The organism is Chryseobacterium sp. D764 (assembly GCF_019317325.1).
GTDB lineage: Bacteria > Bacteroidota > Bacteroidia > Flavobacteriales > Weeksellaceae > Chryseobacterium.
In genome coordinates this window covers 469,573-489,851 of the sequence record NZ_CP079219.1, presented here as the reverse complement: position 1 = coordinate 489,851, position 20,279 = coordinate 469,573, and the positions used below count along the sequence as shown (strand labels likewise).

Here is a 20,279-nt window from a genome sequence, read left to right as displayed (position 1 = left end):
TTCGGAAATTTGCATCTATGAGTATTAAAGAAAATTATAAATCCATAAAAGATCAGCTGCCATCCAATGTTCAGCTGGTTGCTGTTTCGAAAACACACCCCACTTCCGCAGTGCAGGAAGTATACGATCTGGGACAGAGAGTTTTTGGAGAAAATAAGGTACAGGAACTGATGGAGAAATACCCTCTCCTTCCTCAGGATATCCAATGGCACCTTATCGGGCATTTACAGACCAATAAAGTAAAATATATTGCTTCTTTCATAGACACGATACAAAGTGTGGATTCTGAAAAATTATTAGCAGAAATCAACAAAGAGTCAGGAAAAAACAATAGGGTTATTAAGGTTCTACTGCAGGTAAAAATTGCGGCTGAGGAAAGTAAATTCGGGCTTGAAATTTCTGAAGCGAAAGATCTGTTTCAACAGTATGTTGAAGGTCAATTTCCCAATGTTGAAATTACCGGTTTAATGGGAATGGCAACATTCACGGATGATGAGCAGCAGGTAAGAAATGAATTTTTAATCCTGAAGGGACTTTTTGATGAATTAAATCAATTAAAAACACTAAATACATTATCAATGGGAATGAGTGATGATTTCCTGACAGCTATTGAGTGTGGTGCTAACTCTGTGAGAGTTGGATCTGCAATTTTTGGAAGAAGAGACTATTCAAAATAGAATATTTAGGTATAGTTTTTGCTAATAATTGAAACAAAAAATTTAAATTTGCAACTATGCAAAAAATCCTTATAGTAGAAGACGAAAAAGCAATCTCGGGAGTACTTCACAGTATTCTTTCGGATGAACTAACCGATTATGAATTTGTTATCGCTGAAGATGGCCTTGAAGGTTACAAACAGGTAGAAAAAGAAGATTTCGCATTGGTGATTTCCGATATTAAAATGCCTAAACTTTCAGGAACTGAACTTTTGAAGCAAAGTCTCGCATTAAAACCAGAAACTACTTTTATCATGATCTCAGGCCACGCAGATATTGATTCTGCTGTTTCCTGTTTAAAAGAGGGTGCATACGATTTTATCTCCAAGCCAATTGACATCAACAGATTGATTACGAGTGTAAAAAACGCTTTGGTGAAGGAAACCCTGAAGAAAGAAAACAAAAATCTTCAGACTGAAAACAAAACCTTAAAGAGAAAAGTAAATAAAAAATACCAGATGATCGGTGATTCTCCTGCTCTTCAAAAGATTCAGGATATGATCGAAAAAGTAGCCGCTTCTGATGCCAGAGTTCTGATTACAGGACCTAACGGCGCCGGAAAAGAATTGGTAGCCCATGCCATCCACAATCAAAGTGAACGTGCAAGAGGTCCTATGATAGAGGTAAACTGCGCTGCAATTCCGTCTGAACTTATTGAATCTGAACTTTTCGGACACGTAAAAGGATCTTTTACAGGAGCTATTAAGGATAAGCAGGGAAAATTTGAGCAGGCTAATGGTGGTACCATCTTCCTTGATGAGATTGGTGATATGAGTCTTATTGCTCAGGCTAAGGTATTGAGAGCACTTCAGGAAAGCAAAGTTTCTCCTGTAGGAAGCGATAAAGAAATAAAAGTTGACGTAAGAGTTATTGCGGCAACCAATAAGAATATGCAGAAAGAAATTGAGGAAGGGAAATTCAGAGAAGACCTTTACCACAGACTATCTGTTATTGAAATCTATGTTCCACCATTGGATGACAGAAAAGAGGACATCAAATTGCTGGTTGACCATTTCTCAGGTATGATTGCTGATGAGCATGGTACTGCTGTGAAAAAGTTTGATGATAAAGCTGTTGACGCTTTAAAATCTCTTTCATGGACTGGAAATATCAGGGAGCTAAGGAATGTTGTGGAAAGATTGATTATTCTTGGTGGAAACACTGTTTCTGAAGGTGACGTTGCAAGTTTTGTAAGGAAATAATAAAGCTATTATTTACGATATTATAAAAATTTGCAGTGTTATCACTGCAAATTTTTTTTTTGCCTTATTTGAATTATAAACTATATGAATCTTAAAATATTATGAAATTTTTAAACAAAAACTATACGAAAGAATGCCTGACTTTGGCTCTGCCTGTGATGCTTACTCAGGTGGGGCAGGTTTCGGTCAACTTATTCGATAATATTATTGTCGGAAAACTTTTGGGTGCCGATGCTCTGGCATCTGTTTCATTGGGGAATGCTGTGTTTTTCTCCATATTTGTGCTAGCCCTGGGCTTTTCATTTGCCATTCCACCATTGGTTTCGGAAGCGCACTCCAAACAGGATCACGCTACGATCAATTCTGTATTCAGCCACGGCTTTATTATCAATATGTCGGTCGGAATTATCCTGATGGTCATTCTCCTTTTGGGAATGCCACTCCTCTATCATTCCGGACAGCCCGCCAAGATCATTCCTGATACGGTAAGCTTTTTAAGTATCATGGTGATCAGCATGATCCCATTTATGGCATTTCAGACGCTTCGTGAAGTTTCTGAAGGTTTATCTTATACCATTGGAGTTACCAAGGCAACCATTATTGCGAATATCATCAATATTGCGTTAAACTATGTTTTCATCAAAGGACTTTGGGGAATACCTGCAATGGGTGTACAGGGATCTGCTCTTGCCACCTTGATTTCCAGAATTTTCATGGTTGTTTTCCTTTATTTTGTTTTGGTAAAAGAAGAAAAAACAAGACGTTATATCAAAGATTTCTCTTTAAAAATTAAGGATTTCTCAAAGCAAATGTTTGATAAAATGGTGAAACTGGGGCTGCCTACAGCTTTACAGATGTTCTTTGAAGTAACTGCTTTTGCCGGAGCTGCATTTATCTGCGGATTGATCTCTGCTCATGATATTGCTTCTCACCAGATCGCTTTAAGTATGGCCTCTTTCACTTTTAACTTATGTGTAGGGTTTAGTGTTGCTTCCACGGTAATGATCGGTAGAAAAGTGGGTGAACAGAATTTTGTGGAACTCAGAAAGGTTGGAATCAACAACCTGAAGATTGCCTTTATTTTCATGTGTATCTGTGGATTGGTATTTATTCTAGGAAGAAACATACTTCCGACTTTCTTCACGAAAAAAGAAGAAGTGGAAGTTATTATGCTGGCATCAAAACTTATGATTATTGCCGCACTGTTCCAGCTTTCTGACGGAATCCAGGTAACGGCTTTAGGAATGCTGAGAGGGCTACAGGATGTGAAAATCCCATCTATTTATACTTTTATCGCCTATTGGGTGATTACAATTCCTTTGGGGTATTTCTTCTGTGTTACTTTGGAAATGGGCGCATTCGGAATGTGGATCGCACTAGGATTAGGACTGACAGTATCGGCCGTTTTCCTGGTAAAACGATTTCTGAATATGTCTGCGAAACGAATTAAGCAGAATTCATAAAAATAAAAAAGCTGTTTCAGTATTTGAAACAGCTTTTTTTATATTCGTTAATTTGTAATAAAGCATTGATCTATATTCTCTCGCAGATCTTATTGATTACGCAGATTTTTTTACCATATAAGCGCATCAATCTATTCTCTTTCCTAAAATCTTCAGACTTCTCTCAACGCCATCCAGAATGGCTACATTAGGAAGGCTTCCCCAATCTTCAAATCCGAAATGCCTGAACAGTTTCAAACTTGGCTCATTATGAAGGAAAATGAGAGCTACAAGATTTTTCACTCCGAATTTCCCTGCATTATCAATACAGTACTGAAGAATTGTTTTACCATATCCTTTTCCTCTGCAGGTTTCATCCAGATAAATGCTTACTTCCACCGTTCCGTTGTATGCTGCTCTCTCATGGAATGAACTGAAGCTTACCCATCCGATAATGTCACTTTGTTCATCTTCAACCACCCAAAGTGGTCTTGTCTGAGGATTATGTTCTTCAAACCACTTTAGTTTGCTTTCTACAGAGACTTCTTCCATATCTGCAGTAACCATTCTTGAAGCAATTGTTGAATTATATATGGCTACGATTTTATTTAAATCTGCCAACTCAGCATTTCTGAACTTTAATTTTTCCATTGATGAATATTCAACCTAATTTTATACAAAAATAATAAATTTTTAAAACACACCCCATTTAAATCATACGCAAATTATCAAATTTTAATATTTACAACAAACAACCCCTTGAAAATATTATTAATCTTTAAAAAAAATCCTATTAGAATACGCAAAGGCGCAATGGAATTGAAAGATCTAATATTTTTAAGGCGCAAAGATTTTATCTCTGATAAAATTGAACAGTGTTTATTTTTTAATCACTTACTAATTAAGCAGATTATAATTAAAAAGAAGGGCACAATTTCTTCAACTTGCTGAAAATATTTGATTTTCCTGTGTATTAAAATTAAAAATAGGAATTAAAAAAAACTTTGAGTCTTTGCAATTTTCCAAACAAAACTATTTCAAATCCTTCAAGATTCTATTCAAGCTCCTTACTGTGATTCCGAGATAGGCCGCCATATCTTCTTTTGATATCTGAATATCCTGCTTAGACTGCATTTGCAACAACTGTTTTAAAGTATGTTCTACTGTATATAACTGCTGATAAGAAGCCCTGCTGGAAGTATTGATAATCCGTTCCGCGAAAGACTCTAAAAGAAGATTGTTTAGGACAAGATCGTTTTTAATCAAAGACCTGAAAGCAGGAATCTTTACGGCATACACCGTAGCTTCTGTGAGCGTTTCAATAGTACACAGACAGTTTATATTCTTAATAAGCTCCACTTCTCCTATCACTTCCCCACTTCCGAGAAATTCTACAATATATTCTTTCCCGTTCTCTTCAACGAAATAACATTTGACAATCCCTTTTTTAATCAACATTACATGGGAAGGCTGATGATCCTGTATTAATATTTTATTCCCTGCAGAAAAAGATTTTAATGTAATATCATCACTACCCTTCTGTTTTTCATACAGCTCGTCAAGATAGTTTAAAAATGTCTGATTTGTCCTTAACATATTTACCCGGGACAAATGTCCTTTGCTTATTGAATTTTTATACTGAATTTTGCGAACAGAAAATTACAAAACAAAAATGAATAATCATATTACTACGATTGCCTTTGATGCAGATGATACCCTTTGGATCAATGAACCTTATTTTCAGGAGGCAGAAAAAGAGTTCTGTATGCTGCTTGAGGATTATCTTCCACAACATTCGGTATCACAGGAATTATTTAAAACAGAAATGCAGAATCTCCATCTGTACGGTTATGGAGTAAAAGGATTTATGCTTTGTATGATTGAAACCATTGGCAGGGTATCCAATAACACTGCTTCGTTGGAACTGGTAAACAAAACTATCCAGCTGGGGCAGAAACTTCTTCAAAAACCTATTGAATTATTAGATGGAGTTACAGAGACTCTTGAAAGGTTAAAGGGAAAATACAGACTGGTTGTGGCTACAAAAGGAGATCTTCTGGATCAGGAGCGTAAATTGAAAAATTCAGGATTACAGGACTATTTCCATCATATCGAGATCATGAGTGATAAAAAAGAAAATGATTATAAAAAACTTCTGAAACATCTGGACTGCAAACCCGAAAACTTCCTGATGCTCGGAAATTCTATAAAATCAGACGTTATGCCTGTATTGGAAATCGGAGGATCAGCAGCTCATATTCCTTATCATGTCACATGGAGTCATGAACAGCATGATGTCAATCTGGAGCATCCGAATTTTATGGAGCTTAAGAGTGTTGATGAAATCCTGAAACATCTTTAATATTTCAACCATTAAGGTCTATTAAGAAAGTAAGATTATTAAGATGAGTCGCGCTTTAAGTAAAAGCTTAGTGCGATGTTCTATAAAGTTTTAATTAATACCTTTAACTTCCTTATTATATTTTTTAATCAAAAAAAGAGACTGTTTGTGATAAACAGTCTCTTTTGTAATTTATTTCTTCAAACACTTTTCAAGAAACTGATCCTGTTCCCATAAAAGGTGTAAGATATTTTCTTTAGCCTGATATCCGTGGGCTTCTTTTGGAAGAAGAACCATTTTTACCGGAGCACCCAGATTTTTCAATGCCTGGAAGTATCTTTCAGTCTGTAAGGTGAAAGTTCCGGGGTTGTTATCTGCATCACCGTGAATCAGAAGAAGCGGTGTTTTCATTTTATCAGCATTCATAAACGGAGACATTGTGTTGTAAATCTCCGGAACATCCCAGTAATTTCTCTGCTCACTCTGGAATCCGAATGGCGTCAAAGTTCTGTTGTAAGCTCCACTTCTTGCAATACCACATGCAAAAAGGTTTGAATGTGTCAAAAGGTTTGCAGTCATAAAAGCACCGTAAGAATGTCCTCCTACAGCTACTTTCTTCCTGTCAATATATCCCAGATGATCCACTGCATCAATTGCCGCAGCAGCATTTGCTACCAACTGAGGGATGAAAGTATCATTAGGCTCTGTTTTTCCTTCCCCAATAATCGGGAAAGCAGCATCATCCAGAACAGCATATCCTTTAGTGGTCCAGTATACAAAAGATCCGTAATACGGGAATGTAAAGTCGTTAGGATTTTGGGTATTCTGTCCTGCTGTATTTTTATCTTTATATTCGGTAGGATATGCCCAAATCAGCAACGGAAGCTTCTCTTTTTTCGCTTTTCTGTCGTAATTGGCAGGAAGATAAAGAGTTCCCGTTAAAGTCACCCCATCATTTCTTTTGTAAGTAATCACTTCTTTGTAAACGTCTTTGATACTTTCAAAGGGGTTTGCGAAGTTAGTTACGGCTTCTGCCTTATTAGATTTAATATTCTTTTTGAAATAATTAGGATAAAGACTTGGTGACTGTTGAGTAGTAAGAATTTCACCCTTTGAAGCATTAAGAATATCAATAATCTCTTCTTTACCGTTTTTTACATTAGAGGTATAAAGTCTTTTCTTTTTCAGTGATTTCACATCCATTTCATCAATAAAAGGATGCTGTCCGTCTTTAGTAAATCCATCTCCGATCAGGTAAGCTTTTCCTCCTTTCATATCTATTACATATCTTCCATATTGGTTTTTCGTTGTGTTAAAATTTCCAGGATCACTGTAAACATCCTGATAATTTCTGTCATCAAAAACTTTAGATTCCCCGTTATTAGTATCTATAAGGTAAGATTTTGTATTTCTTGTGTCATACCAGCCTTCAGAAACAATAGCATAATGATCATTAGTCCAAACTACATCATCATATCTCTGCTTTGTTTTGAAGAAAGATTTTGGAGCTGCTGCAAATGGGGCTTCCCAGGTAAATATTTCGTCTCTGTAGTCCGCTGTTTTAGACTGATCTCCTCCATCCAAAGCTTCAGCATAGGTAAGAGTAGCAGGAGCATCACTTCTCCATGCCATATCTCTTTTTCCGGTTCTTACAGAGGAAAACCCTTTCGGCATGATTTCATTCAAAGGAACTTCATTCACTGTTTTTACAGCATTTCCTTTCATATCATATATAACCGTTGTTGATGGAAACCTGTTGAGCGGAACGATATAGGAAAACGGCTTTTTAATGGTTGTAGCCATCAGGTAATTTCCGTCTGGAGAAAAACTCAAGCCGGCATACATATCCTGATCTTTTAATTTCTTAAGATTTCCTGTAAGATCTACATTATAAATTTCAGAAGCAGTAAGTGTTTCAAAGTTTTTTTCGTCCTGAGGATTTTTCAAAAGATCCTGATAAGTTCTGTTCTGAGAAACTTTACCATCCGCCGTTGAAACAATCGGGCCTGTTGGAAGGTCTTTGGCTGCATCTATAAGAGCGGGTCTGTTTTGTGGAAGTGTTCTGATCAGGAAACTTTGAGAGTCATTATACCATACGTAAGGCATTCCCAAGTTGGCATTCAGATTATCAGCTGTAATTTTTTTGGCAGAAGCTGTTTCCATATCTACCATCCAAAGCTCTACTCCTTTATTTGTTGTATTGGTAAAAGCCAGTTTCTTTTCATCCGGCGAAAACGAAACATAGGCAATTTTCGGATTGGAAGGCAGGTTTTTTACCTGAATCTCATTTTTATCATTGATCTTTCTGATTTTCAGATTATTTGAGTAGGTCATACTGCTTGAGATATTGGTAACCGGATTGATTCTAAGCCCACCAAGCTTCATTTCACTCTGGCTGAGATCTTCCAGTGTTTTATATGTTGGACGATAAGTAAAAACTACCCAGTCTTTTTTGCTGTTCATCAGAACACTTGGAGGTCTTTGATAATCTGCCAATTTTAAAATCTCAGCAGAAGGTTTCTGGTAAGTAATATTTTCCTGAGCATCATAAAAATTGAGAAATGCCAAAAGGCAAATAGTCAGTTTTATCTTCATATAAATTCATTTTCTACGAATGTAGTAAATTTTAACAAATTTCTAACACTAAAAAATAAGACTCTTTTTGGTGTCATATTTATTTTTTCATTACTTTTATCTTACAAATTAAAATAGTATGAAAAATTTAAGAAAATTATCAAAGAGCAATTTGAAAACAATTAAAGGAGGAAATGCACCATTATGTGATCCAGGATACATGGCTTGCAGAGTAGGAAAAACTCCAAGCGGTGCTCCTATCTGGGAATGCTTACCTAACTGCAATTATTAAGAACAGAAAAGGCACCTCATTTTCTGAAGTGCCTTTCTTTTTATTGTGTATTGTTTTTTATTGTAAGATTACCAGTCTGAAGCTCTTTTTCTTCTTTCTATCATATGATCCACCGAAACTTTTCCAGCTCCTATTACCATGAGCAAAAGATAAACGGAAAGATAGATTAGCGCCATTTCTCTTTTCTCAAAAGGATCTGCGCCATGTACTGCAAAAGCAGCAATGATCATGGTAAAAATCAGAAAACCTAAAGCAACTCTTGTAAAAAGCCCTAATATAAGGAGTATTGAACAAACAAATTCAGCAAAAACCGTAAGAATCAAAGATATCTGAGGCCCGAGTCCCATAAAATCGAAAAATTCAATTTTACCGCCCGCCAACAGCATCTGAAGTTTTGGAAAGCCATGAGACAGCATTGCAAAACCAACAAATACTCTCACTGCTAATAAAATAACATCTTTAGGTATTGAGCTCCAATTTGAATTATTATAGTTCATTTACTAAAAAATTTATACTAAGGTAATAAAAATCTTTTAATACAACGGGGTTACAGCCGTTTTAGTTTATCGGTAACCGAAATTTTTAAGATCTCTGTCGTTCTTTCTCCAGTCTTTTTTCACTTTTACAAATAAGTTTAAATGAATTTTTTTGGTGAAAAACTTTTCCAGATCTAATCTTGCTTCAGTTCCCACTTTCTTGATTGCTTCTCCTTTGTGCCCGATAATAATTCCTTTCTGAGTATCTCTTTCCACATAAATAATAGAATCTATGAAGATAATTCCTTCTTTCTCTTTGAACTGCTCAGTCACTACTTCTACCGAATATGGAATTTCCTTATCATAATTCAAAAGGATTTTCTCACGTATTGCTTCGTTTACAAAGAATCTTTCAGGCTTATCCGTGTACTGATCTTTATCGTAGTAAGGAGGATTTTCAGGAAGTAAAGATTTTATTTTAGGTAAAATAACCTCTGTATTGAAAGCATTCAAAGCAGAAATAGGCAGAATTTCAGCTTTCGGAATTCTGTTATGCCAGTCTTCTACTAATTTTTCAAGGCCTGCCTGATCAGTCTGATCTACTTTATTTAATAAAAGAAGTACAGGTACAGGGATTTTATTCAGCTTATCAATTAAAAATTCTGACGGTTCCGCTTTGTCGGTAACGTCTACAATAAACAGGAAAACATCGGCATCCTGTAAAGAGTCTTTTACAAAATCCATCATTTTTTCCTGCAATCCGTATTTTGGATCCAATACTCCCGGAGTATCAGAAAATACGATCTGAAGGTCATCTTCATTATAAATACCAAAAATTCTGTGGCGGGTTGTCTGAGCTTTCTGCGTTACAATCGCCAATTTCTCACCCATTAATTGGTTGAGCAAGGTCGATTTTCCCGCATTGGGCTTTCCAACTATATTTACAAATCCAGCTTTGTGCATAAAAATAATATTACGAACTGCAAAGTTACTAAAACAAAATTGGTCTTTACGGTTAATCTCAATTTTTAAAAGAAAAAAGAGAGTTATTGGATTTTACATTCGTTTTAAAAAAGGATTTAAGGAATATATATTAGGTTTAATCACAAACTCAGGCCTTTTCAATCAATGCTTTAACTTTATAGCCAGCCTGCCAGTTCTGTTTTCTGCAAAAACCATAAAATAATTTTGTATTGCATTACTTAAAACTAATATTTTTGAATATTAGAATTCATCTTTATGAATATAGACCAGATTCTCGATCAGATTTACATCCTGCCTGAAACATCAAAAAACAGTTTAAAAGAGCACATCACTGAAATTTCTCATCCTAAAGGTTTTTGCCTGATGGAAGCTGATAAGGTGATTCCTTATCTCTACTTTATCCGCAAAGGGATCGCGCGTGCCTATTCTTCAACGGCTGATAATGATATTACCTTCTGGTTTGGAAGTGAAGGGCAGTGCATTCTTTCTATGAAAAGCTATGTGGAGGACAAACCCGGTTATGAAAGCATCGAACTACTGGAAGACTGCGATCTGTACAGAATGGAAACAGAAAGCCTCAGAAAACTGTTTAATGAAGACATCCATATTGCCAACTGGGGCCGAAAACTAGCGGAAGCCGAGATGATAAAATCTGAAGAACTGATTATTTCCAGACAGTTCAAAACATCTTTGGAGCGTTATAAGGATATTATAGCCTATCAACCTGATTTGCTTAAAAGAGTTCAATTGGGGTATATTGCTTCGTATCTGGGCATTACCCAGGTGAGTTTGAGCAGGATACGGGCGGAAATAAAGTAATTCCGATTTTGAGAATGGAAGCTGGAGGATGGAAGTTATTTTCTCATATGATAACTACTAAGCATTCCCATTAATTAATAAAATTGAGCAAGATTTCTTAATAGGCTATCATAACTTCTTTCTTCCAGCCTCCATCTTCCTTTCTTACTCTCTCTACATTTTCATTTTTTAACAATTGTAAAATTTTTTCTCCTTTCAAATTCTGAACTTTGCCGTAGAAAAATTTAAAAAAATGAATTGGTTAATATTAGTTATCGCGGGATTATTTGAAGTTGCCTTTGCATCATGTCTGGGAAAGGCAAAAGAAACATCAGGAACTGAGATGTACCTATGGTATACGGGCTTCCTGATCACAATGACTATCAGCATGCTTCTGCTGATCAAAGCTACTCAGACCTTACCTATCGGAACAGCTTATGCGGTATGGACAGGAATAGGCGCTGTAGGAACGGCTTTAATGGGAATTATTTTCTTTAAAGATCCTGTAAGTTTTTGGAGAGTGTTCTTTATTGTAACGCTTATTGGCTCTGTGGTAGGCTTGAAGGCAGTGTCTTCATCACATTAAAAAAGCATAAACTTCTCTATATTTAAAAATGGCAACCGTCTTCGTATTGAAGGCGGTTTTTTAGTTATGTAAAAAAATTCTCATCCTGATTACACGAAAAAAGCCTGCCAAAAAATGACAGGCTTTTTTTATTTTTTATAAACTATAGGCAAGATTTCATTGTGTCTTAACCCGTATTTTTTAATTTCTTCTTCTGAGAATTTCTGTGAATAGAAGTTCGGTTCTGTTTCAAAGCCTGCTTTTTTTAAGCGGTCGAAATAATCCATTCCGTACCAGCGGACGTGATCATATTGTCCGAAATGCTTCTGGCGTTCTTTCGGATCTTTAATGGTAAAATCTTCATACGTTTTCTCCAATGAATTTTTCATCGGAACCTGAAGAATTCCCCATCCGCCGGGCTTCATAACCCTATACAGCTCACTTATTGCTTTGGCATCGTCTTCGATATGTTCCAGAACGTGGTTACAGAAAATAATATCAAAACTTTCGTCTTCAAAAGGTAAATCCAGAATATCTGCTTTCACATCTACAATCGGAGAATAAAGATCTGCTGAAATATAATTCAGGTTACTCATTCTTTTGAATTTCCTTAAAAATTCCTGTTCGGGAGCAATATGCAGAACTTTATAATTTTTAATAAAAAAATCAGTCTCATTCTGAAGATAAAGCCACATCTGACGGTGTCTCTCCAGGCTTAAAGTCCCGGGAGAAAGAGCATTTTCTCTTTGTTTTCCATATCCATACGGAAGGAATTTTCTGTAAGATCTTCCATCAATAGGGTCATAGAACTGATCTCCTTTGAAAAACTGATAAATAAGCGGTCTGGCCCAAATACTCATTTTAATAAGCATAGGGCGTGGAATTTTATTCAGTAAAAGTTTTGTTACCTTTTTCATTAAAAATCCAGTTGGAACTGCTTTTCTTCATCACTTACAATCCCTAAAGCTTCATACACATAATCAAATGTTGAAAGCAATACCGGTTTACCATTGATTACTGCCACATCATGCTCAAAGTGAGCAGATGGCATATTATCTAAAGTCGTCACCGTCCAGCCGTCATTATGGAACTTCACTTTCTCAGTTCCCATATTAACCATTGGCTCAATAGCAATTGCCAAACCGTCTTTTATTACCTTTCCGCTTCCTTGTCTTCCATAGTTTGGAACCTGTGGATCTTCGTGCATTTTTCTTCCTAAACCATGTCCTACAAGTTCTCTTACCACTCCATATCCTTCTTTTTCACAATGTGCCTGGATTGCATGGGAGATATCTCCTATTCTCTTTCCTCTGACAACCTGCTCAATTCCTTTATACAGAGATTCTTTGGTAACCTGCAGTAACTTTTTAACCTCAGGCTTCACTTCTCCGATTTCAAAAGTATAGGCATGATCTCCTACGAAACCGTTAAGAATAACTCCACAGTCTACGGAAAGAACATCTCCTTCTTTTACTACATCATTGTTTGGAAACCCATGAACCACCTGATCATTCGGAGAGATACAAAGAGAGTTCGGGAATCCTCCATATCCTAAAAATGCAGGCTCAGCACCATGATCTTTAATAAAATCATGAGCCAGTTTATCTAAATATAAGGTTGTAATCCCTGGTTTAATTTCTTTTGCCAACATTCCCAATGTTTTAGAAACCAGTCGGGCACTCTCCTTCATCAGACGCAATTCGTCTATCGTTTTTAATTGAATCATTGTATATAGATGTTAGATATTAGATGTTAGAAGCTAGATTACAGCATGATGTGTATTTCTATATTATAACAATCTAAGACTCTTTCTGATAAAAAACAGAAGCTTTAATGTGACATCAAAAACTAATTTCTAATATCTGGCTTCTCATTTCTATCCTACCAGAAAAGTCCTTTTTTCTTTTCTTTTTTAAGTTTTGAATAGGCAAGAACTTCCTTCCCTTCTACACGGAATTCTATTCTTTCCTGAATAATATTGTAGATCTCACCCCATCCCGGAAATCCTCCTAAGTTCCTGTCATCAATAAACCAATCTGCATCTAATTTTCTGGATTGAGTTTCATGATCAAAAACTTCTCCTTCAAAACTTGAATTCACAGCGTAAAATTCTATTCCGTTTTTTTGACAGAATTCTACGGCTTCATCTAATGTTTTTCCGTGTCTGTAAGTCCAAAGTATAAGTCTGTATCCTTCAGCCTGAAGTCTTTTTAAAGTTTCGAATGCAAAAGTTTTCGGTTTTCCAATGGCCGGGTAAGCGTCATCAACAATAGTCCCGTCAAAGTCAACAGCAATCTTTTTATTATTTAACATTTCGTTGTTTTTTTTAGCTTTGCAAAGATAAGAAATAAAAAGAGTGCCCAAAAGAAAGGCACTCAATTACTTTTATATTTTAAATAATAATGTAAATCCTATTAGCTTTTTACCCAGCTAAACTGGAACTGAAGATCCGGAGTAGAAACTCTGTCTGTGATCTTCTGAAGCCTTGCAGGAAGCTTCATCAGGTATTCCTGAGCTTTTTCTGCTTTTTCTGTAAGTCCTTTTACGTGCTCAATTTTCCATTCATCTAAAAGGTCTTTCATAATATTGATATAATCCTGACCAGTGTATACCATACATCTTTGTGCAGCATCCGAGAAATGTCCCCAAAGTTCTCCGGCTTTTTGTCCGGATTGTCTCATCAGGTGAGCAGGCATTACGATCTTTTTACGCATCATATCTTCAAATGCAAGAATCATTTCTGAAGGGTCTACTTCCAGGATTTTCGCTACGAAATGTTTGTATGCTTTAGCGTGTCTTGCTTCATCTGCAGCAATTACACCACACATTTTTGCCAATTTCCCGTTTCCGGACTGTTTAGCCAATGTACCTACTCTTCTGTGAGAGATATTGGTAGCTGTCTCCTGGAAACTTGTATAAATGAAGTTTCTGTATGGGTCCATACTTGTTCCCAAATCGAAACCATCATTAATCAGGTATTGAGTAGTAATTTCAACCTCTCTCATGTTTACTCTTCCACACAGATAAAGATATTTGTTTAATAAATCTCCGTGTCTGTTTTCTTCAGCAGTCCATGCTCTTACCCAATTGGACCAGCCTAATCTTTCTTCCTGATTGATTCCGTCAACTCCCATTAACCAAGACTCATAGGAAGGAAGAGCTTCTTCTGTGATACAGTCCCCGATCAATGTTACGAAAAGATCATAAGGCATTTCGCGGGCAAAAGTCTGAATTTCTTCTAAGTCGTGTTTAAATTCTTCGCTTGAAGGATCTGGTAAATAATCGGAAGGCTGCCATATTTTTTCAATTGGCGTTAAAAATTTATCAAGAAAAGAACCTACTTCCTTTTCCAATAATCCCATTACTTCTTTCCTAACAAGCTTTTGATACATTTTACTATTCAGTTTTAATTTACAAAGATATGATTTATTTATTATTTAACGCATAATAAAGTATGCAAGTCATACCTTATCTGACATAAATCATAAAAGAATGCCGTCATACAAAGTATAACGGCATTCTTTTGACAATATTATTGAATTTTAATCAACTAAAATATCTCCGGTCATTGCAGCCGGTATTTCAACGCCCATTACGTTAAGGATTGTAGGGGCTACATCTCCCAGTTTTCCTGGTTTTAAATTCCAGGTATGATCTTTATCCATTACGATGAAAGGTACAAGATTGGTTGAGTGCTGTGTATTAGGAGTTCCGTCCGGATTCATCATTACGTCTGAGTTTCCGTGATCAGCAAGGATAAAAACAGCATATCCGTTTTCATAAGCAGCGGTTGCTACTTTTTCGATGCACTGATCTACTACTTCAGCAGCTTTTACAGCAGCTTCAAAAACGCCTGTATGTCCTACCATATCTGTATTGGCAAAATTTAAACAGACAAAGTCAGCAGTTCCCTGTTCCAGTTCCGGTACAATAGCATTGGTAATATCATAAGCTGACATTTCCGGCTTCAGGTCATACGTAGGAACATCTTTCGGGCTTGGACAAAGCAGTCTTCTTTCGCCTTCAAATTCTTTTTCTCTTCCTCCTGAAAAGAAGAAAGTAACGTGAGGATATTTCTCTGTTTCTGCGATTCTGATCTGAGATCTTCCATTTCTTTCAAGAACTTCCCCCATTGTTTCCGTTAATACATTTTCATCAAAAACAACCTGTACATTCTGGAATGTTTTATCATAGTTTGTTAACGTGATATAGTAAAGGTTCAGTTTCTTCATAGAATATTCCGGAAAATCCTTCTGAGAAAGAACTTCTGTAATTTCTCTCCCTCTGTCTGTACGGAAGTTGAAGCAGATCACAACATCATTATCAATAATTTTTGCTACCGGCACCACATTTCCTGTAGCGGTAGTATTCATTAAAATGATTGGTTTCAGAAATTCATCTGTAACATTATTATCATAGGAAGTCTTAATTGCTGCCAAAGCATCAGTTGTTGGTTCGCCTACTCCTTCAACAAGGGCATCATAAGCTAATTTTACACGCTCCCATCTCTTATCTCTGTCCATCGCATAGTATCTTCCTGTCACTGTTGCCAGTTTTCCGGTAGTGGCTTCCATATGCTTCTGAAGTTCATCAATAAATCCGAATCCGGAATGTGGATCACAGTCTCTGCCATCGGTAAATGCATGAACAAAAACGTTTTCATTCAAACCGAATTCTTTGGCAGCAGTCAGTAATCCTTTTAAGTGATTGATATGTGAATGTACTCCTCCATTGGAAACCAAACCGATAAAGTGTACTTTTTTATTTTCTTTTTTTGCGTATTCAAATGCATCCTGAATCACTTTTTCCTGACCCAATGTTCCGTTTTCAACCGCCATGTTCAGTTTCACCAGATTCTGGTAAACCACTCTACCTGCCCCAAGGTTCATGTGCCCAACTTCAGAATTTCCCATCTGCCCGGCAGGTAGCCCTACAGCCAGCCCACTCGCTTCAAGCGTAGTATGTGGAAATCTTTGGTAACAGCTGTCTATGAATGGTGTATTTGCTTTATCTATTGCAGAAACGTCAGGGTTTGTTCCCAATCCCCATCCGTCAAGAATTGCCAGTATTGCTTTTTTTGACATTTTGTAAAACTTTTGTTAGACAAATTTACCTAATTTCCTATGAATAGAAGAATTTGAGGTCTTGAATTTTATTGATTACTGATCATCAACCAGTTCCATTTAAAGTTATAAGGTAAAAACCGGGTTAATTTGTAAACACTCAACCGTGTCAAGGTTTAAAACCTTGACACGATTGAAAAATTGAAATTTCATTGATTATTTCAGTTCATTAATCAGTAAATCTTTTTAATTTTGCGGTATGGATTTACGAGATCAATTGAAGAATCTTTTTCCTGAGCATGAAGAGCAGGATTTTGAGATGCCTGAAGAACAATTCAAGCAGAAAGAGCCTTTGGTATGCAAATTTGAGAAAAAAGGAAGAAATGGTAAGCCTGTCACCGTTGTTGAAGGCTGGGAAGGCAGTGAGGAAGACCTGAAAAAAATTTCAAAGAAAATAAAAACCACCTTAGGTATAGGCGGTTCTGAGAAGGATGGAACGATTATCATTCAAGGGGACAACCGTGATAAAATCATGAATATCCTTAAAGAAATGGGATATAAAACCAAACGTGTTGGCGGATAGATCTAGAAATAGATCTGCGTATCCGGCAGTAAGGTTTTTAAATTTTCAATTGTAGATTTTTCTATAGGATTTCCTGTAAGAATCAAAGTTTTCAGATTTTTCAGCTGTTTGATTTCTACAGGAATATCTTTCAGATTATTGTTGGCCAGATTCATGCTGACTACACTTTTCAGTCCTTTTATTTTGGGTGAGATTTCCGAAATATTGTTTCCACTTACATTCAGAAATTCAAGATGCCGAGCTTTGAAAAGGTTTTCCGGAAGCTTGTTGATGGCATTCTGCTGCAGTTCAAGATATTTTAAGTTTTTAGGAAAAGACAAATTTCCAAGGTCATTGATCTGATTATCAGAAAGGTTCAGAAATTTCAGGTTTCTGATCTGATCCAGTCTGTCTGCAATAAAACTGATCTGGTTTCCCTGAAGGTTAATTTCTTCCAACGCTGCAATTTCCATAAGTGCTTCGGGGAAGGTATTCAGATTGTTGGCATCAAAATGTACTACTTTTAAGTTCTGAAGCTTTGCAATATTGGGATTAATGCTTGTCAGACTATTCAGATTCATTGAAAAAGTGGTCAGTTTCTTAAGCCTGCTTACTTCATCCGGAATATATTTAATGCTGTTTTCATTCACATTTAAAATTTCCAGTTCTTTCAATTCAAAGAGTTCATGATCCATTTTTTCAAGCTTATTAGCCATGATATTCAGAAAAAATAATGAATCCAGTTTCACGATCTGAGGGGGAAGATTAAACAATCCCTTTTCTCTGAAACTCATACTGTATACTGCTTTTTTACTGCTTAAAGCATCTTCAATATTGGTAAAAGTAGGATATTTCACCGGATCAATCTGTGCTTTGATCTGAGAAAGTGATAGTATGGAAATAAGTAAGAAAAGCTTTTTCATAAACATAAAAAAGTCTGCCAGCAACAGAAGTCACTGACAGACAAGAATTATAAATAATTTATTTCTTTAAAAGTTTAACTGTTTTCTGGAAACCTCCTTCAGCTTCAATATTTAAAACTAAAATACGGGATCCTTCCAACTGTTGTGTGAAATCCAGGTCCAATACTTTGTTTGTACCGTTGAACTTCTTCGTATAAACGATTTTTCCGTCCATGCTGTAAGCTGTCACTGAAATATCTTTCAATCCTTTTACTGAATTGATTTTTACGATTCCGGAAGTTGGGTTTGGTGCTACTGTTACTGTATTTTCTACAGTTTTGCTGTCGATAGTCCCTAAAGTTCCTTCAGTTCCCAAGTTGTTTTTAAGTGCAATGACGATGGTAGCAGATTTTCCTTTATAATTGATTGTATTCCCTGTAGCATCCACATCTGTAGAGATTGTTGAATCCGGGTGCTGAATAGAGAAGAAACCAAATTTATGATCAGGCGTAAATGTCAATCCTGTAGGTTCTGACCCAGCTGGCATAGAAGCAAATAGTTTTACTTTAGGGTTGGCCTGTGTATGATCCGGAGCAATTACCCAGATATAGTTTTTACCTCCATCCTGAAGTACCCAAAGGTTTCCAAGCTCATCAAAAGTAAGGTTGTCATTTCCGTCTCCCCAAGCTTCAGATTTCATTCCCTGAGCGGTATTGAAAGAATATACTGAAGAACCTCCTCCTACAAATGTTTCTACTTGTGAAGCTGTTGTTCCGTTATCCTGTAAACGGTATACTCTGTCTAATCCTTTTGCTGTAAAATAGATTCTTCCATCCAGTGGGCTGATGTCAACATCTTCTACTCCATTAAACTTTGTTCCGCCCAATGATTGTGCAAGTGTTGCTGTATTATTCTGGTCTGCTTTGGTTTTATTAGGAACCTGAATCCATGTTGCTGTAGTTCCTACCGGATCTCCCGCAGTTGATAATCCCTGATCTAATTTTAAAACATATAGGTTTCCTGAAGAAAGGTTGTTTGGAGTATCCATTACATATTTATATACCATGTGTGTTCCACCGTCTTCCCCATAATAAGCAGTTGTTCCTGCGTTATTCACCACTACATTTTCGTGGTTCATGATTCCCATCTGCCAAAGTTTCCCTTTGGATCCGTCGGTATTTTTAGAAATTACCTGAGCTGTTGCAGGATCAATCTCTACCAACCAACCATAATCTTTATATCCATCATTGTTCACATCATTGGAAGTCACAGATTCTTCAGCGGTCACCACTGTTCCCCAAGGTGTAATTCCTCCTGAACAGTTTCTGATGGTTTGTACCAAACTTGGGTCTGAGAAACTTACCGCTCTTGATTTTGTTAACTGCCAAAGCTTTGAAGTCGCATTATAATTGATTTCTGCCATGGTAACTCCTCCAGGATTCGTTTCATGGTTTACAGAAAGATATCCATTGGTACTGCTTCCTGTTTTTGGAACATAAGCTGTAAAGTCATTCTGACCTCCAACTAATCCTCCTCCTTCTGTATAACTGTCTCCTTCTTTTAAAATAAGCTGGTATTTGTGTTCAGCAGGGATAATTAATTTATCAGTCTGTGCTGTAGGCACAATTGAAGTAAAGCAGCTGATGTGTGTTCCGTTGCAAGTTACAGGGATCGTTGTATTGGCTGTTGTTTTCAGGTAAGCATCAATTCTTAAATCTGAACTGGTTGTGCTTCTGTTGTGCAATTCTATAGAAAATCTGTTGACACCGTTTACAAATTTTGATTTTGGAATAGAGAAAATATTATAAACACTTTCTGCCGCTCCATCAATAGTTGTACTGGAAAAAGTATTGAATGTAACAGCACCAGCAGGCATATTGTCTCTTACGACTTCCTCTCCGTTAAGGTATACTATAATACCGTCATCTCTCATTACTCCCAACTCCATAGTATCGGAAAGCGTTGAAAGATCTACTGTGAAATCTTTAGCAAAATAAGCTGTAGTAAGCCCTGAATTGATTGTTGTGGTTACCGGATCTCCATATCCTAACGGACCGTTTCCTACCGCCCATGTTGAAATATCGAAGGCCTGGGCATTCCATCCGGCAGGCTGTGCCTGGTTGTTATCTTTGTAGCTCCAAGACGCATTCTTATTGAATATCAGAGTCTGCGCCTGAATACCTGAACTTGCCAGTATAGCCAACGCTCCCATTGTTAGTAGTTTTTTCTTCATTTTTTATTTGATTTATTAGACACTGCAAAACTATTTTTTTAGAGCTTTCCTTCTGTTAATAGGATTTTAAATATAAATCGACAAATATTAACTTATCAAAAACCTAATGTTAATGGGATTAATTTTTTG

19 protein-coding genes are annotated in these 20,279 nt (G+C 36.5%); 7 read left to right on the top strand and 12 right to left on the bottom strand.

Going from position 1 to position 20,279, the window contains the following annotated elements; all coding sequences use genetic code 11:
* The first annotated feature begins 17 nt into the window (after positions 1-17).
* From KYG33_RS02100 to KYG33_RS02090, 3 genes are all read left to right on the top strand, one after another.
* Complete coding sequence (locus KYG33_RS02100; RefSeq protein ID WP_219072577.1) at positions 18-677, top strand: YggS family pyridoxal phosphate-dependent enzyme; 660 nt, start codon at positions 18-20, stop codon at positions 675-677.
* Between the two features lie 56 nt (positions 678-733).
* On the top strand, positions 734-1,918 hold the full coding sequence (locus KYG33_RS02095) for a sigma-54-dependent transcriptional regulator (protein ID WP_047384561.1): 1,185 nt from the start codon (positions 734-736) through the stop codon (positions 1,916-1,918).
* A gap of 101 nt (positions 1,919-2,019) precedes the next feature.
* Positions 2,020-3,381 (top strand): MATE family efflux transporter, encoded by a 1,362-nt coding sequence (locus tag KYG33_RS02090; RefSeq protein ID WP_219072576.1) that lies wholly within the window; start codon positions 2,020-2,022, stop codon positions 3,379-3,381.
* Between the two features lie 126 nt (positions 3,382-3,507).
* Here the strand turns inward: KYG33_RS02090 and KYG33_RS02085 are convergent, their stop codons facing one another.
* Both KYG33_RS02085 and KYG33_RS02080 read right to left on the bottom strand, forming a co-directional pair.
* Entirely contained in the window at positions 3,508-4,011 is a 504-nt protein-coding gene (locus KYG33_RS02085) for a GNAT family N-acetyltransferase (protein ID WP_180563509.1), read from the bottom strand.
* A 381-nt stretch (positions 4,012-4,392) separates the two neighbouring features.
* Positions 4,393-4,956, bottom strand: a complete 564-nt coding sequence (locus KYG33_RS02080; RefSeq protein WP_077414410.1) for a Crp/Fnr family transcriptional regulator — start codon at positions 4,954-4,956, stop codon at positions 4,393-4,395.
* Positions 4,957-5,032: 76 nt separating this feature from the next.
* Here KYG33_RS02080 and KYG33_RS02075 point away from each other — a divergent pair, with 76 nt between their 5' ends.
* Positions 5,033-5,722: an HAD family hydrolase gene (locus tag KYG33_RS02075; protein WP_077414412.1), complete on the top strand. Its 690-nt coding sequence runs from the start codon at positions 5,033-5,035 to the stop codon at positions 5,720-5,722.
* Positions 5,723-5,893: 171 nt separating this feature from the next.
* On the opposite strand, the gene KYG33_RS02070 is transcribed toward KYG33_RS02075, so the two are convergent.
* The 3 genes from KYG33_RS02070 to era all read right to left on the bottom strand — a co-directional run bounded on the left by KYG33_RS02070 (position 5,894) and on the right by era (position 10,006).
* On the bottom strand, positions 5,894-8,296 hold the full coding sequence (locus tag KYG33_RS02070) for an alpha/beta hydrolase family protein (RefSeq protein WP_219072575.1): 2,403 nt from the start codon (positions 8,294-8,296) through the stop codon (positions 5,894-5,896).
* A 339-nt stretch (positions 8,297-8,635) separates the two neighbouring features.
* Complete coding sequence (locus tag KYG33_RS02065) at positions 8,636-9,064, bottom strand: DoxX family protein (RefSeq protein WP_077414416.1); 429 nt, start codon at positions 9,062-9,064, stop codon at positions 8,636-8,638.
* Positions 9,065-9,130: 66 nt separating this feature from the next.
* Positions 9,131-10,006, bottom strand: a complete 876-nt coding sequence (era, locus tag KYG33_RS02060; protein WP_047384549.1) for a GTPase Era — start codon at positions 10,004-10,006, stop codon at positions 9,131-9,133.
* Between the two features lie 276 nt (positions 10,007-10,282).
* Between era and KYG33_RS02055 the strand changes: the two genes are divergently transcribed.
* Together KYG33_RS02055 and KYG33_RS02050 are read left to right on the top strand one after the other, a co-directional pair.
* Complete coding sequence (locus KYG33_RS02055) at positions 10,283-10,846, top strand: Crp/Fnr family transcriptional regulator (RefSeq protein ID WP_077414418.1); 564 nt, start codon at positions 10,283-10,285, stop codon at positions 10,844-10,846.
* 232 nt (positions 10,847-11,078) lie between these two features.
* Positions 11,079-11,411: a DMT family transporter gene (locus KYG33_RS02050; RefSeq protein ID WP_077414420.1), complete on the top strand. Its 333-nt coding sequence runs from the start codon at positions 11,079-11,081 to the stop codon at positions 11,409-11,411.
* A 128-nt stretch (positions 11,412-11,539) separates the two neighbouring features.
* Here the strand turns inward: KYG33_RS02050 and KYG33_RS02045 are convergent, their stop codons facing one another.
* The 5 genes from KYG33_RS02045 to gpmI all read right to left on the bottom strand — a co-directional run bounded on the left by KYG33_RS02045 (position 11,540) and on the right by gpmI (position 16,474).
* Positions 11,540-12,307: a class I SAM-dependent methyltransferase gene (locus tag KYG33_RS02045; RefSeq protein ID WP_077414422.1), complete on the bottom strand. Its 768-nt coding sequence runs from the start codon at positions 12,305-12,307 to the stop codon at positions 11,540-11,542.
* On the bottom strand, positions 12,307-13,116 hold the full coding sequence (gene map / locus KYG33_RS02040; RefSeq protein WP_077414424.1) for a type I methionyl aminopeptidase: 810 nt from the start codon (positions 13,114-13,116) through the stop codon (positions 12,307-12,309). Before map ends, KYG33_RS02045 begins: the two co-directional genes overlap by 1 nt.
* Before the next feature lie 155 nt (positions 13,117-13,271).
* Positions 13,272-13,703, bottom strand: coding sequence for a BT0820 family HAD-type phosphatase (locus KYG33_RS02035; RefSeq protein WP_047384534.1), 432 nt, complete (start codon positions 13,701-13,703; stop codon positions 13,272-13,274).
* 101 nt (positions 13,704-13,804) lie between these two features.
* Positions 13,805-14,782 carry an acyl-ACP desaturase gene (locus KYG33_RS02030; protein ID WP_047384532.1) on the bottom strand — a complete coding sequence of 326 codons (978 nt, stop codon included), beginning with the start codon at positions 14,780-14,782 and terminating at the stop codon, positions 13,805-13,807.
* A gap of 150 nt (positions 14,783-14,932) precedes the next feature.
* Positions 14,933-16,474, bottom strand: a complete 1,542-nt coding sequence (gene gpmI / locus KYG33_RS02025; protein ID WP_180563505.1) for a 2,3-bisphosphoglycerate-independent phosphoglycerate mutase — start codon at positions 16,472-16,474, stop codon at positions 14,933-14,935.
* A 238-nt stretch (positions 16,475-16,712) separates the two neighbouring features.
* Here gpmI and KYG33_RS02020 point away from each other — a divergent pair, with 238 nt between their 5' ends.
* Entirely contained in the window at positions 16,713-17,036 is a 324-nt protein-coding gene (locus KYG33_RS02020; RefSeq protein ID WP_047384528.1) for a translation initiation factor, read from the top strand.
* A 2-nt stretch (positions 17,037-17,038) separates the two neighbouring features.
* Here the strand turns inward: KYG33_RS02020 and KYG33_RS02015 are convergent, their stop codons facing one another.
* Together KYG33_RS02015 and KYG33_RS02010 are read right to left on the bottom strand one after the other, a co-directional pair.
* Positions 17,039-17,938, bottom strand: coding sequence for a leucine-rich repeat domain-containing protein (locus KYG33_RS02015; protein WP_077414428.1), 900 nt, complete (start codon positions 17,936-17,938; stop codon positions 17,039-17,041).
* Positions 17,939-17,996: 58 nt separating this feature from the next.
* Positions 17,997-20,150 carry an alkaline phosphatase PhoX gene (locus tag KYG33_RS02010; protein WP_219072574.1) on the bottom strand — a complete coding sequence of 718 codons (2,154 nt, stop codon included), beginning with the start codon at positions 20,148-20,150 and terminating at the stop codon, positions 17,997-17,999.
* Between the last annotated feature and the right edge of the window lie 129 nt (positions 20,151-20,279).